Below are 13577 nucleotides of genomic sequence, written 5' to 3' on the forward strand. Positions count from 1 at the left end.
CAAAGAGTATGAAACTACTTTTTTTCTTTCAATTTTTATCTTTTTCTGCTATTTGTTTTCCCTGTTATTTCAATGAATTACTATAATCCGCTAAAAATTTAGCTATCCCTTTATCAGTAAGTGGATGCTTAATCATATCTATCAATATTTTGTAGGGGATTGTAGCTATATTAGCTCCTGCCTTTGCACATTCTAAAATATGTATAGGATTTCTAATACTAGCAGCTATAATTTCCGTATTTATTTTATACCCTTTAAAAATTTGAGCTATGTCTAAAATCACTTGAGAGCTAGATGTACCTGCATCATCCAATCTTCCCATAAAAGGACTTACATAATTTGCCCCTGCTTTTGAAGCAAGTAATGCTTGTTGAGGTGAAAAAATTAAGGTAACATTAGTTTTAATATTTTCTTTTGATAGAATATTAACTGCTTTTAGGCCTTCTTCGCACATAGGTATTTTAACAACCACATTTTTATGAAGTTTTGATAATTGCCTACCTTCCTCAACCATCTTGCTCGCAGTCATACTTATAACTTCTGCACTTATTGGTCCATCAACAATAGCACATATCTCCTCTATTACTTCTTTTAGATTTCGACCTTCTCTTGCTATCAAAGATGGATTCGTAGTTACTCCGTCTATTATACCTAATTCTGCAGCTTTTTTGATTTCGTTTACATTAGCAGTATCAATGAAAATTTTCATGTTTTTCTCTCCCTCATTTTAAATATGTTTACTACCTAACTATAACACTTTATTTATATGAAAACACTAGAATTAGAGAATTTGTCTGTGCCCTTTAATTTAATATTAAGAGACATATTTATTGATTTTCTTTATTAATGAATTGTAAAAATAAATTTCCTTTATTTTTACAATATTTATTTTTAAAATCCATTTTTTTATTTTTTTATTTATACTTGTACTTATTAATATTTAAAAAGCCCTATATTTTCAATATTTATATTTTATTTTTATTTTTATGTAGATATGAGATTCACATATTTACTTATTAGTACAAGCCTTCGACATATAATTATTTATATCATTGTATATATCCATAAAATTACTATTTTACTTTCAATATATTTTTACAATATAAAAGCGGTTCTTCCATTGAATTTTATGGGTTTATAGAATAATTTTAGTCTTGTTTACTGATTTTAAAGAGTTTCTAAGTATAGTAAAAATTTGTATTTTTTTTTAAAAAATATTGACATTTGTATTATATGGTAGTATATTATCTTTAGATGGAAGTAATTATTAATTTTGTAATATTAATAAAATTGTTCTAGTAAAAATTTTGACTTTATACGTCATATTTATTAATATTCCAATATTAGAATGTCGGAAATTGTTACCCTAAGGAGGAATTATTATGAAATCAACAGGTGTTGTAAGAAGAGTAGATGAACTTGGAAGAATTGTTATCCCAATAGAACTTAGAAGAACTCTAGATATCGCTGAAAAGGATGCTCTAGAAATTTACGTTGATGGCGAACTAATTATTCTAAAAAAATATCAGCCAGCATGTATTTTCTGTGGTGATGCAAGAGATGTGGTCAACTACAGAGGTAAAAACATATGTAAGCCTTGTTTAGAACAACTAAAACAAGAAAATTAGGTTTTATAATTACTTACATAAATAAAAAGGAATCCTATAAATTATAGGATTCCTTTTTATTAGTGTTTTTAAAAATCATATATTACTAAACACTAAGATTTCAAGATCTTCTTTTACAATAAAAAACAGACTATTTGTAATAGCCTGTCCAAGTTCAAAATTATTTAACTCTTCTTGCAGTAAGATAATCACTTCTTGTTAATGCAGATATTTTAATCACATCTCCAGTACGAGGTGCGTGAATATACGAGTTATTACCTACATACATTCCAACATGATGAGGATCTGATTCTGAACCAAAGAAAATTAAATCTCCTGCTTGTAAATTTTCTCTAGCTACGTATGTTCCATCATTTATCTGTGTATAAGTAGTTCTACTTATATCAACTCCGAAATGAGCATATACATATTGCATAAAACCAGAACAATCAAAATATTGAGGACCTGCTGCACCCCAAACATATGGTGTCCCTAAGAAATTACTTGCATAAGCCACTACTGAACTTGAACTAAGTGATGATGATCCTCTAGATGGAGTATACTTAGGAGCATTATTTCTTATTGTTTGTATTTGCTTCATAGTAGAATTTACAATTGCCTCTGCATCACCAATCTTGCTAGAGTATAATTGCTCTTGCTTTGTAGCTTCTATAACTAATACATTTTGTTCTGCTTTTTTTGCTTTAAGCTTGTCTATTTTACTTTCATTATCAGTTTTCAAAACGACTAGCTTATCTTTTTCAGCATCAAGTGCTACCTTTTGATCTTCAATTTTACTTTTTTTAACTGTTAATTCTCCAATGATTTTATTATCATATTCCACGATCTTTTTAATATTCTCAACTCTTGAAATAAGATCTTCTACTCCCTCTGAGTCCAATAAAACTTCTAAATAACTATCCACACCATTCATATACATGCTTCGCATTCTCTTATTAAATAAATCTTCCTCTTCTTTAATATTAGCTTCTGCGACCTGTATACTCTTTTTTGTTTTTTCTATTTCTTGCTGCGTTTCACCTATTTTAACTTCTGTTTTATGTACATCTGCGAAAATCTTTTCTATGTCTGCATCCATTTTTTCAATAGAAATCTCTATATTGTCAACCACACTTTGTGCTTTTTTATATGCGCTCTTTTGCTCCTCAAGCTGACTCTTTTGATTATTAAGCTTATCTGATAATGGATCCGCAAATATCGGTGTACTTAGTGTAGTAACTAATCCAATTGTAACTATCAATGAAATCATTTTTTTACGCAATCTAATCTCCCCCTTATCCAAATTCAATATTATACATTTTTGCTGTTTTTAAATCAACAATTTTATTATAACCTACTTTATGCCAAACCTCAATGAAAAATATAGATTAAATTGTAAACTTTTTTACATATTTCTATATTTAAACAAGTAATTTCACAATAATTTGTGTAAATGTATTGTTTTTTTTATTAATATGTATAAATTTACCATTTTAGAGATTAAATAATGATTTGTGCGGTGCAATACTAAGAATTTATAAAGGGAATTTTTAATCACACTTGCATAAACAAGGGGGTATCTCCTGAAATATGTTTAAATATTTAATGAATGCTTGTATATTTCTGACTTAGGAATTCCTCTGTCCTTTGCTACTTTTTTCATAGCATCTTTTTTATTTATACCTTCACTTATGTATCTTTCTATATGTTCTTCTATAGTTAGCATTTCCCATTTAGCTTTTTCATCTTTATCTATCTCTTCCTTACTTTTACCTTCAATTACCAATACATATTCTCCTCTTGGAGCTTTCTCTTTATAATATTCTATAGCCTCTTCTAAAGTTAGCCTAATTATTTCTTCATAAATTTTTGTAAGTTCTCTGCACATTGATATTTTCCTATTGCCAATATTCTCATATAAGAATTCTAAAGTACTTACAAGTCTATGAGGTGCTTCATAGAAAATTAAAGTTTCACTTCTATTTAGTAAATCATCAATAATAGGCTTTCTTTCTTTCTTCTCTCTAGGTAAAAAGCCTCTAAATATAAATTTTGTAGTATCAAGGCCTGAATATACAAGCGCAGTAGTGATTGCTGTGGCTCCAGGCAATACTTCAAATTTTATGTTCTGCTCTATACACTTTTTAACTATAACACTTCCAGGGTCTGATATCCCGGGAGATCCAGCATCACTAATTATAGCTATATTTTTACCTTGTTTAATCTGATCAATTAAGTTTTCACTTTTTCCTTGTTCATTATGTTGATGGTAACTTATAAGTGTTTTTTTTATATTAAAATGATTCAATAGTTTTAAGCTTTGCCTTGTATCCTCTGCTGCTATAATGTCTACATCTTGTAGCACTTCTAATGCTCTTAAGGTAATATCCTTTAGATTTCCTATAGGAGTTGGAACTAAGTATAATTTTCCTATCATTATTATCATCCTTTACTATGTAATATTTGTATTAAATCATCTCCTGCGGAGCTGCAATATTAACGACTTCAGAAGGAGATTTATATTTCCACTGAAGCTTTCTATTTATTAGGACATGTAACTTCCACTTATAGAAGCGGGAGACTTTCCTTCTGAAATGTCGTTAAACTGTTCTAATTTAATAATTGTACCTATCATTAGATATTATCCGAATTGTACATATCTTTAATTTCCTGAGTATATCCGCCATCCGACGTGTGAACGTAGAGAGGTGTATCCCATTTTAAAAAGGTTCCTCCATCTCTTTGTCCTTCAATGAGAACAATATTAGGTGCCTTATTCACACTAGGATGCACCATTCTTATACGTTTAGGCTCAATTTTATGCTTCCTCATGGTGCATAAAATATCAACTAGCCTATCTGGTCTATGTACCATATATACTCTTCCACTATCCTTAAGTATAATCCTAATTGCAATAATTACGTCTTCTAACGTGCAACAAATCTCATGTCTTGCTATAGCATTTTTACCGTTTAAATTTATAAGTCCTGAATTTTGAAGCTTATATGGTGGGTTAACCGTAACAACATCTACTTTTGGAATGCTTTTAACAAGTTCTGTATTTTTTAAGTCTCCACATATAAATTTGATTTTTTGCTCTAAATTATTATACTGAGCGCAGCGATTAGCCATGTCAACCAGTTCTTCTTGAATTTCTAAACCCATTATATCACTTGCATAAGTCTTACCTGCTAATATGAAGGGAATTATACCGGTACCAGTACATAAGTCAACAACTTTAGCATTTCTTCTTACTTTAGCAAAATTAGCAAGCAATACTGCATCTATACCAAATCGAAAAGCATCTTTCTTTTGAATAACCTGGATATCCTTTAAATTAAGATCATCCAAAGTCTCATCATCTCTTAAAAACTCCATTATGTATCCCCTTTCTACGTAATTTACATTCACTATATAAATAGCATTAAGAGAAGTATACCCCAATTTTTGTTTCTAAATCAAGAGGGTACATATTTATAAACTAATAAATTCATAATTCCTAGCTTATAAAACTACTATTACTAGCTATTGTTGAATATATATTATATTATATAATAATTGATTTTAATGAGGTTTTAAATGGAACTAATATTGTACCCTTTTAAAAATATAATCTTCAATAAAAATTCTGTGTTATTAGATGCGTCTTTTTTACTTAGCTTGATATATGATGACGATATTAAGCATAGTGATTGTTTATCCTGCTTAAAACAGCTTTCTGAAGGTGGCTCGGAATTTTACACTACTAGTATCATATCCGCAGAGGTTTTAAATCAAATACTTTACAAATTATTTGTTAGCGACATTGAGTGCAAAATAAATAATACTAGGCCCTATAACTCAATTGACAACATTAAGTCTATAATAAATAGCTTTAGCCGCCATGATACAAAAATATTAAAGCAAAAAAAAGAAGACAGACTTATTCATATACCCTATAAAAGATATTTTGACAATATTTCAAAAAATTCCATGAGAAGAAAGCTATTGAACATCTATTACAATAAGTCCGTAGAAATAATATCTGAACTTGAAAAAATTATAAACATAAAATATCTTAACATTACTGAAGGATGTATCTCTCTAGTTAAAAAATTCATGTGTGAAAATTTATTGTCTGTAAATGATGCTTATCATCTAGCTACTGCTGAATTTAATAATATAGATTTTTTACTGACTTTAGATGGTGACTTTATTTTTGCTGAAAGTAGTAAAATGAAAATACTTAAGATTTAGCAAATTAAAAAAGAAGCCCATTTTGAATTTCTCAAAATATGCTTCTTTTTTATGGCTATTATTTAGGTATATAGATAAGTGTACCCTCTTTTATAGCATTCTCATCTGTTATTTTATTTGTTTCTTTTAACATTTCTATGGCCTGTTTTACATTATAAGTAGCCATATTATTTTTAGCAATTGAAGTTAAAGTATCTTGTTTTTTAATCATATACTTACTAGTATTATCATCTGCAACTACAGCTTTTGATGTTTCTTTCGATGTTTCATTTGATTTTTTGTAAGGAATTACTATCTTCTGCCCCACTTCAATTTTATATTTTTCATCCATGCTATTTCTATTTTTAATAAATTCAAGTACTTTGATCTTATCCTGACTAGGCATATATGTTTCTACTATACTAAACACTGTGTCATCTTTTTTAACAGTATATATTCCAACATCTGTTTTGTCATTTATATAAGTTGAATCCATTTCATTACTACTTTTTCCTTGAATATTTTCGACTTCATTTTCGTTTGTTATTACTTTTTTTGTTATTACTTCATTTGTTAATGCCTCATTATTACCCTCTGGTATTAAATTATCACTTTTCACTATACTATCGGCTGGTGTTTTTATATTAGTCGCATTCTCTCGTCCTCCAATAAACCTTAAAGCAAAAAATACTCCTAAGATTAGTACAACAATAGTGGAAACACTAATTATTCCTTTTTTCATTTTCATATTTATAACCCCTTTCATATTTATTAGTAATTATTTACATTTTAATTATTGACACAATTTAAAAATCTCATACACGTAATTCTTTTGTTTCAAATAATATTATCAATATATGTTAGAATAATTCCTAGTAAAAAATGAGATTGTTAACCCATAAATATAAGTTAACAATCTCTATATTTCCTAATATTTCCTATCATATTATTTTTTACTTTTCTCTATTCGTAGCACAACTTCCTCCGCTGTCATTCCAGTTGCATCAATAATTGAAGTATTTGAGATAGTATCCTCTATTCCCATAACGTTTTGATTTTCACCTGTAACAACAACTGCATCATACTTGTTTAAAAAATTACCTGCATTTTTTTTTCTATTATCAAATTCTTTAACTTTATATCCTTCTTTACATAAGTAATCACTAATTGCGGTTAATCCATTTTGAACTGCTACTTTCTTCATATTTCACACTCCCTTCAAAGTTATTATCTCCAATTTTAAAAAGTGTATTCAAATGTCGCCATTATACTTTTACATTAATATAATAAAAAACCAGATAAAAAAATACCAAATAGTAGTTATTTAAACTATCTACTCGGTATTTATAATAATCTATTAAATTTAAAATTTGTTTATTTATATAACTGCGAACCCAGCATCTTCAATTGATTCAATTAGATTATCTAATGAAATGAAATAATCATCATATATTATTTCTATCTCTTTAGTTTCGCTATTTATTTGGCAAGCAATAACTCCTTGATTATTTGATATTGCTACATTAATGTTACTAATATCATCTGAAGTACCCATATTGCACACTTTTATAACTGACCTCATCTCTATCCTCCTAGTTATCTTTGAATAATTCTTTTATTATATATGAATCTCCTTCATTTTCAACCAATTCTAATTTTAATTTAATATCCTCCACTACTACAGCATCTTCATAGCTTCCAGATATTAATGTTAGGTCTTCAATTTTAACCTCCACTATTTCCTCATCACTACCATTAAGTTTTATCTTAATTTTCACAGCTTCTTTTACAACACTATTTCCGATAACTTGTGATCTACCATAAGGTGTATCTACTATTGACCCGACTGTAGGTAGTGTTTTTCTTATTTTTTCATAAGTATCCTGTTCATAATTTAAACAACACATAAGTCTGCCGCAAATACCTGAGATCTTTGTAGGATTTAATGATAAATTTTGCTCTTTGGCCATTTTTATAGACACTGGTGCAAATTCTCCTAAAAAAGTAGAACAGCACATAGATCTACCACATGGTCCAAGCCCACCTATCATTTTTGCTTCATCTCTAACACCTATTTGTCTAAGTTCTATTCTCGTTCTAAATACAGCTGCTAAGTCCTTTACCAGTTCTCTAAAATCAACTCTTCCATCTGCTGTAAAGTAAAATATGACTTTGTTATTATCAAAAGTATACTCTACATCAATGAGTTTCATATCAAGCTCATGCTTGTGTATCTTATCTAAACATACCTCATAGGCTTCCTTTTCTTTTCTTTTATTTTCTGCATCTTTTTCTGCATCCACCTCTGTAGCTTTTCTGATAACACATTTAAGAGGAGCTACTATGGCTTCTTCTTTTATTTCCTTTATGCCAATAACACATTCACCAAATTCTATTCCTCTTACTGTTTCAACAATAACCTTATTGCCCTTTAGTATATCTATATCGTTTGGGCTAAAATAATATATTTTACCAGCTTTTTTAAATCGTACTCCTATTACCGTAACCATTTTAAACCTCCTGCATTTTAAGTAACATTACTTCGAACGTAAGCCCTGGGTTAACGTTCCCATCTAAATTTTCTCTAGTATCATTTATTATATTTATAATACCATTTAATTTGTTAAATGAAAACGTATTAGCTAATTCTTTTATACTCAATAACTTATCTATGTTAATAATTAAATTTTCTTCTTCAATCTCTTTATATATTATAGTATCCCTAACATATGAAAGAAATGCAGTTAATATTTCTTTAAAGTTTTCTTTTTGACCAGATAATTTCTTTTCATATTTTATTAACTCTTCTGTTCCCACACTATTAAGTTGTAGTAATATTTCCAATGTTATCTTTCTAATATCCTTAAAATTGGTATCAACCATAAACTTTTCTGCTTTTCCAGGTATACCATCACTAAAAGCTATAACAACTTTTAGTTCCTCTAAAGGTAACCCAGAATAATTTATTTTTAAAAATTCTTCCATCTCATTTACATTTAAGTTCTTCAACTTGTGTATTTGACATCTTGATTTTATTGTATCCAATATAATTTCAAGGTTCTCACATAATAAAAATATAGTCACATTATTAGGTGGTTCCTCAACTGTTTTTAAAAGTGCATTCTGAGCTTGCACTGTCATTTTATCAGCATGATAAATAATTACAACTTTTTTATCACCTTCATAGGGTTTTTTATTAATTTCTTCAATTAAAGTTCTTATAGAATTAACACCTATTGTGCTTTTATTTTTTTCTAAGCGCCATTCCACTAAATCAACGTATTGCATATCTTTATTCTTTCCTAAAATTTTGAACCCTATGTTCCTTGCGAGTTTACTCTTACCTATTCCATCCTCTCCAACTAAAAGATGAGCATGTGATAACTTATCTAATTTTATGGATTTACTTATTTGATTCTTTATACCATTGTGGCCTATTATGCTTTCAAAACTCATTTTAGTCCTCCATACATATAAGCAAGTATAGATTTATATATACTTGCTTATAATTCGTTATACCTTTATATACTTATCTACGTCGACTACAAATACATTTGCTCCACCTGCGTCCACTTCAATAGGAAACGGCATATATACTCCTGTGGATCCTGCTACAGGTGATGGTGAAGTTACTATTTGCTTTCTTGCCTTACATACTTCCTTTATAATAACTAAAACTTCATCTACCTTTTCTTTTTCTACACCTAGTAGTAATGTTGTATTTCCTGATTTTAAAAACCCACCTGTAGTTGCAAGCTTTGTAACCCTAAAACCTTTATCCGTTATCACTTCAATTAAATCACTTGCATCATCATCTTGTACTATTGCTATAACTAATTTCATACGATCCCATCCTTTATAATTTTATTTTTTTAATAGCCTTTATTATATCTAAATGTATTTCATCTACATTTCTATTACCATTGATTACTTCTATTTTATCATATTTCTTGCAAATGTCTAAATAACCTTCAAAAACTTTTTTATGAAACTCATTTCCACTGTTTTCTAAACGATCTAATGTCCCTTGCATTTTTTTTCTTCTTAATCCTTCTTCATATGGAATGGTAATCATAAATATTAAATCCGCCTCAAGACCATCCAGTGCCGCTTCATTAATGTCCTTAATTCTTTCCATTCCAAGACCTCTACCAATGCCTTGATACACCATTGAAGAATAAACAAACCGGTCACATATAACAATTTTGCCTAATTTCAATGCTGGTTTTATAACCTCACTAACTAGTTGTGCGCGAGAAGCGGCATAAAGTAATGCTTCACACATATAACTCATATTAGAGTTATCATTGTCCAGGATTATTCCTCTTATTTTTTCACTAATTTCTGTTCCACCAGGTTCTCTTGTTCTTACCACTTCATAACCTATTTCCTTTAGATATTTTTCCAATAATTCTATTTGAGTAGTTTTTCCTGACCCATCTGGTCCTTCAAGTGTTATTAGACGACCTCTTTCCATGCAATCCCCTCCACCTATAGATATATATTAATATAAAACAATAATATATATCTATTTTTCTACTGTTGCTATTTTTCTCTCATTAATTCCAAGCACCGTTACGTTACACTTCAGGTAATATTCTATGATAGCGATGCTAATCTCATCTAGCCTTTCTCCAGGCATTACAATAGGTATTCCTGGCGGATAAGGCACTATTGCGACAGCACTTATTTTACCTGCTGAATTGCTTACTTCTACCATAGTTTTTTTTCTATCCATTACTTCATATGGATACATAATGCTTATAGGAATACCATAATCTATTAAATCTACATATTCCTGCTTTAAAGTGTCTAAATCACAGTCTTTGAGAGCTATGTATAATTTTTTAAAATCTTGCGACGTATTAAATGGAGAAAATATTAAAACCACATTCCTACTATCACTCATTTCAGCTTGAATTTTATTTAGTCTTAAATATTCTAATAACTTATGTCCGCTGTATCCTTTAGGTACATTTAATATGTACCTTGTTAAATCCATAGTATATTTATTGATATCTTCATTATGATTTCCTAATATCTCTCGCAAATCCTCGATACCTAATATGTAAAATTTTTCTAAGCTATTAATTTTTCCTCTATAAACTTGGCATAGCTTAATTAACTTTTCATAATCACTTTCACCATACTCCTCCATATAAAATCTTGCATAATCCATGGAACATAAAAGCATATAAGAAGGACTTGTACTTAAAAAAGCACTTACATAGAAATCTACCTTACTAATATTAATACCCGTTCCTACATGTAAAAAAGCTGTTTGTGTTAGACTAGGTAGTGTTTTATGTGCACTCATAACTACCATATTTGCTCCCATTTTTAAAGGGCTTTTAGGTAGTAGGTCTGAGGCATCAAAGTGTGCCCCATGAGCAGCATCCACTAATACCTTCATATCAAATTTTTTCGCCATATCAATTACATATTGTAAATCAAAGCATATGCCGTAATAATTAGGGTATGTAACCATAATTCCTTTTGCATCTTTATTTTCATTAATTAAATAAAAAAGATGCTCCTTATCTAAAGGCATCGGAGCATCATATTTCGAAAAAATTTTATTTTTAATGTATACTGGCCTTAGTTTTCTCATAATAATGGCATTGAATATGGAACGATGGCAATTTCTCTCCACAATAATTTTGTCGCCTTCATTAAAAGACGAAAAAATCATAGCTAAATTGCCACTGGTACTACCATTCACTAAAAAATAAGATTTAATACTTCCATAGTATTCACTCAATAATTGTTGAGATTCTTTTATTATTCCATCTGCTTGATGTAGATTATCTAGTCCATCAACCTCAGTAATATCTCCTTTTATAAAATTTTCATAAAGCTCCTTGCCTTGCACCGTTTCTATAAAACCAAGCCCACCTTTATGCCCCGGCATACAAAAGGAGACATTTTTTTCTTTTATATATTTTAACACTCCATCTACAAGTGGTAGTCTTGACAATCCTTAGTCACTCCTCTTGGTATAAACTGTACCAAAGTCTTCCTTATACAGTTCTTATAATATTCATAAAAATCCGTATTCGCCTTTGCTTTTATAATTCTTTCTTCACAATTAGTACAAAGTCCTCTTCCATTTATTATTATACCATCATTTAGAGGCTTTCTACATATAATACATTTTTCTTTTTTCATAATTTCCCCCTTAATATTGCTCACTTAAATCGTCCCCTTTAGTGGCGTTAAAACTACCTAAAGTATAGCCTCTTACAATATATTTTATTCAGCTAAGTCCACTTTCTTATTTTGTCCACAAAATAAAAAAGAATATATTTATTTACATTTTAATTGGAAATATACTATTAAAAATAGTTATTTGACCTTTTAAAACTTTATTTCTTATTATCAATATATTTATGCACCTTAGGTTATACTAAATATGTAAATAATAACGAAATTTCGAGAGGGGCTCATTATATGAAACAAGAAATTATAAGTTACATAAGCAGCATAGAACAAGATATATATAATTTATCATACTACCTTTATACTAATCCAGAAAGCAGTTATAAAGAATATAAGGGTTGTTCCTATATAATAAATATGTTAAAATCGCATGATTTTAAAGTACAGGAAAACTACTGTAATATTCCTACTTCTTTTTATGCTCAATATGGAAATGGTCACCCAAAGATATGTTATATATGCAAATATACATCTACAGAAAATGTAGGTCATATTTTTGGTAATAACGTAAATGCTAGCATTTCTACTGCGGCAGCATTAGGATTATCAAAAGTAATATCAAAAATTGGAGGGAGTGTAATTCTACTGGGGTGCCCAGGTGAGTATTCTAATGGAGCTGAACTATCACTAACAAAAGAAAATTGCTTAGAAGATATAGATATTATTATTGCACCACATTGTGATATAAATAATGCTGAGAGTGGTACCTCCTTGGCTACAATTCCAATTAAAATTAAATATAACCAAAACAATAATAATAATAATAATAATAATAATAGTGAACTTAGTAACCTTTCTTCTTTAGACACTTATTTATTTATACTTAATACATTAAGTCTATTGATAAAGGGTTTAAATATCAGATGTTCTATTGATACTATTTCAATAAAGAATGCCTCATCATGCCCTAATTCATTTTCTCAATCAGAGGTTACTCTTAATTTGACAGCTAATACACTAAGAGAGGCTAAAGTATTAGAAAAATCTATTGGAGATTTTACTGAGTCACTATCTAAAGCAATGAATATAATTGGAGATATTAGTCTCTTTGAGCTACCTTCTGAGGAACTTCTAAGCAATAAATCGCTATCAAGATTATTTACACATAACTTAAAGGAGTGCGGTGTTATTGATATTGCTCCTTGCAAAAATGCACGATACGGCCTAGGAATAGGATCTATAAGCCATATTACTCCATGTATATATCCCTCTATCTCTATCACAGAAGATGCAACAATAAGTTGTCCATCGCCAAAATTTGCTCTAGAGACTCAAACGGACCTTTGTAAAAATAACATAATAAAATCTGCTAAAGCTCTTGCTATAACAGGCCTAGACATTATTGAAAAACAAGATTTATTAAAAGAAATTATGCTTGAATTAAAATAGAAACACATAAGGTTCTATAAATATTTTGCAAATCAAGTAGGAGGCTAATCATTATCTGATTAGCCGACCTCTTACACCACCGTGCGTACCGTTCGGTACACGGCGGTTCAATAGAAATTAATGTTTTAATAAATATGTTTCTGATAT

At 29.3% G+C, this 13577-nt stretch carries 16 protein-coding genes; 3 read left to right on the plus strand and 13 right to left on the minus strand.

All coding sequences use genetic code 11. The features are described 5' to 3' along the window. Positions 1 to 64: 64 nt before the first annotated feature. Positions 65 to 709 carry a fructose-6-phosphate aldolase gene (gene fsa / locus KPL51_RS06075; RefSeq protein WP_216158469.1) on the minus strand — a complete coding sequence of 215 codons (645 nt, stop codon included), beginning with the start codon at positions 707 to 709 and terminating at the stop codon, positions 65 to 67. Positions 710 to 1382: 673 nt separating this feature from the next. Here fsa and KPL51_RS06080 point away from each other — a divergent pair. Further along, positions 1383 to 1628: an AbrB/MazE/SpoVT family DNA-binding domain-containing protein gene (locus KPL51_RS06080; protein ID WP_216158471.1), complete on the plus strand. Its 246-nt coding sequence runs from the start codon at positions 1383 to 1385 to the stop codon at positions 1626 to 1628. 160 nt (positions 1629 to 1788) lie between these two features. Here the strand turns inward: KPL51_RS06080 and KPL51_RS06085 are convergent, their stop codons facing one another. From KPL51_RS06085 to KPL51_RS06095, 3 genes are all read right to left on the minus strand, one after another. Then, on the minus strand, positions 1789 to 2889 hold the full coding sequence (locus KPL51_RS06085) for a C40 family peptidase (RefSeq protein WP_216158473.1): 1101 nt from the start codon (positions 2887 to 2889) through the stop codon (positions 1789 to 1791). 312 nt (positions 2890 to 3201) lie between these two features. Next, on the minus strand, positions 3202 to 4044 hold the full coding sequence (gene rsmI, locus KPL51_RS06090; RefSeq protein WP_216158475.1) for a 16S rRNA (cytidine(1402)-2'-O)-methyltransferase: 843 nt from the start codon (positions 4042 to 4044) through the stop codon (positions 3202 to 3204). A 197-nt stretch (positions 4045 to 4241) separates the two neighbouring features. Beyond that, positions 4242 to 4985, minus strand: a complete 744-nt coding sequence (locus KPL51_RS06095) for a tRNA1(Val) (adenine(37)-N6)-methyltransferase (protein ID WP_216158477.1) — start codon at positions 4983 to 4985, stop codon at positions 4242 to 4244. 201 nt (positions 4986 to 5186) lie between these two features. Between KPL51_RS06095 and KPL51_RS06100 the strand changes: the two genes are divergently transcribed. After that, positions 5187 to 5843 (plus strand): PIN domain-containing protein, encoded by a 657-nt coding sequence (locus KPL51_RS06100; RefSeq protein ID WP_216158479.1) that lies wholly within the window; start codon positions 5187 to 5189, stop codon positions 5841 to 5843. 58 nt (positions 5844 to 5901) lie between these two features. On the opposite strand, the gene KPL51_RS06105 is transcribed toward KPL51_RS06100, so the two are convergent. The 9 genes from KPL51_RS06105 to KPL51_RS06145 form a co-directional block, all read right to left on the minus strand. Further along, a complete protein-coding gene (locus KPL51_RS06105) occupies positions 5902 to 6570 on the minus strand; it encodes a LysM peptidoglycan-binding domain-containing protein (protein WP_216158481.1) in 669 nt (222 codons plus the stop codon). A 198-nt stretch (positions 6571 to 6768) separates the two neighbouring features. Continuing rightward, positions 6769 to 7026, minus strand: a complete 258-nt coding sequence (locus KPL51_RS06110; protein WP_216158483.1) for a YkuS family protein — start codon at positions 7024 to 7026, stop codon at positions 6769 to 6771. Between the two features lie 174 nt (positions 7027 to 7200). Further along, a complete protein-coding gene (locus KPL51_RS06115; protein WP_216158485.1) occupies positions 7201 to 7404 on the minus strand; it encodes a heavy-metal-associated domain-containing protein in 204 nt (67 codons plus the stop codon). Positions 7405 to 7414: 10 nt separating this feature from the next. Beyond that, positions 7415 to 8332, minus strand: a complete 918-nt coding sequence (locus KPL51_RS06120; protein WP_216158487.1) for a PSP1 domain-containing protein — start codon at positions 8330 to 8332, stop codon at positions 7415 to 7417. A gap of 1 nt (position 8333) precedes the next feature. Then, complete coding sequence (locus KPL51_RS06125) at positions 8334 to 9278, minus strand: DNA polymerase III subunit delta' (RefSeq protein WP_216158489.1); 945 nt, start codon at positions 9276 to 9278, stop codon at positions 8334 to 8336. Positions 9279 to 9335: 57 nt separating this feature from the next. After that, positions 9336 to 9665, minus strand: a complete 330-nt coding sequence (gene darA / locus KPL51_RS06130; protein WP_216158490.1) for a cyclic di-AMP receptor DarA — start codon at positions 9663 to 9665, stop codon at positions 9336 to 9338. Between the two features lie 13 nt (positions 9666 to 9678). Then, complete coding sequence (gene tmk, locus KPL51_RS06135) at positions 9679 to 10299, minus strand: dTMP kinase (protein WP_216158493.1); 621 nt, start codon at positions 10297 to 10299, stop codon at positions 9679 to 9681. Between the two features lie 51 nt (positions 10300 to 10350). Next, entirely contained in the window at positions 10351 to 11799 is a 1449-nt protein-coding gene (locus tag KPL51_RS06140) for an aminotransferase class I/II-fold pyridoxal phosphate-dependent enzyme (RefSeq protein ID WP_216158495.1), read from the minus strand. Further along, a complete protein-coding gene (locus KPL51_RS06145) occupies positions 11778 to 11990 on the minus strand; it encodes a sigma factor G inhibitor Gin (RefSeq protein WP_216158497.1) in 213 nt (70 codons plus the stop codon). The genes KPL51_RS06140 and KPL51_RS06145 overlap by 22 nt, the downstream gene beginning before the upstream one ends. A 282-nt stretch (positions 11991 to 12272) precedes the next feature. Between KPL51_RS06145 and KPL51_RS06150 the strand changes: the two genes are divergently transcribed. After that, a complete protein-coding gene (locus KPL51_RS06150) occupies positions 12273 to 13430 on the plus strand; it encodes a zinc-binding metallopeptidase family protein (RefSeq protein ID WP_216158499.1) in 1158 nt (385 codons plus the stop codon). The last annotated feature ends 147 nt before the right edge of the window (positions 13431 to 13577 follow it).

The sequence above is a fragment of the Clostridium bowmanii genome (genome assembly GCF_018861315.1).
GTDB classification, from domain to species: Bacteria; Bacillota; Clostridia; order Clostridiales; family Clostridiaceae; genus Clostridium_AD; species Clostridium_AD bowmanii.

Bases quoted from the DNA above. Each gene is read 5' to 3' on its own strand.
- KPL51_RS06095 (WP_216158477.1), bottom strand. From the start codon at position 4,985: ATGGAGTTTTTAAGAGATGATGAGACTTTGGATGATCTTAATTTAAAG.
- fsa (WP_216158469.1), bottom strand. From the start codon at position 709: ATGAAAATTTTCATTGATACTGCTAATGTAAACGAAATCAAAAAAGCT.
- KPL51_RS06145 (WP_216158497.1), bottom strand. From the start codon at position 11,990: ATGAAAAAAGAAAAATGTATTATATGTAGAAAGCCTCTAAATGATGGT.
- KPL51_RS06125 (WP_216158489.1), bottom strand. From the start codon at position 9,278: ATGAGTTTTGAAAGCATAATAGGCCACAATGGTATAAAGAATCAAATA.
- KPL51_RS06105 (WP_216158481.1), bottom strand. From the start codon at position 6,570: ATGAAAATGAAAAAAGGAATAATTAGTGTTTCCACTATTGTTGTACTA.
- KPL51_RS06115 (WP_216158485.1), bottom strand. From the start codon at position 7,404: ATGAGGTCAGTTATAAAAGTGTGCAATATGGGTACTTCAGATGATATT.
- tmk (WP_216158493.1), bottom strand. From the start codon at position 10,299: ATGGAAAGAGGTCGTCTAATAACACTTGAAGGACCAGATGGGTCAGGA.
- KPL51_RS06100 (WP_216158479.1), top strand. From the start codon at position 5,187: ATGGAACTAATATTGTACCCTTTTAAAAATATAATCTTCAATAAAAAT.
- rsmI (WP_216158475.1), bottom strand. From the start codon at position 4,044: ATGATAGGAAAATTATACTTAGTTCCAACTCCTATAGGAAATCTAAAG.
- KPL51_RS06150 (WP_216158499.1), top strand. From the start codon at position 12,273: ATGAAACAAGAAATTATAAGTTACATAAGCAGCATAGAACAAGATATA.
- KPL51_RS06120 (WP_216158487.1), bottom strand. From the start codon at position 8,332: ATGGTTACGGTAATAGGAGTACGATTTAAAAAAGCTGGTAAAATATAT.
- KPL51_RS06110 (WP_216158483.1), bottom strand. From the start codon at position 7,026: ATGAAGAAAGTAGCAGTTCAAAATGGATTAACCGCAATTAGTGATTAC.
- KPL51_RS06080 (WP_216158471.1), top strand. From the start codon at position 1,383: ATGAAATCAACAGGTGTTGTAAGAAGAGTAGATGAACTTGGAAGAATT.
- darA (WP_216158490.1), bottom strand. From the start codon at position 9,665: ATGAAATTAGTTATAGCAATAGTACAAGATGATGATGCAAGTGATTTA.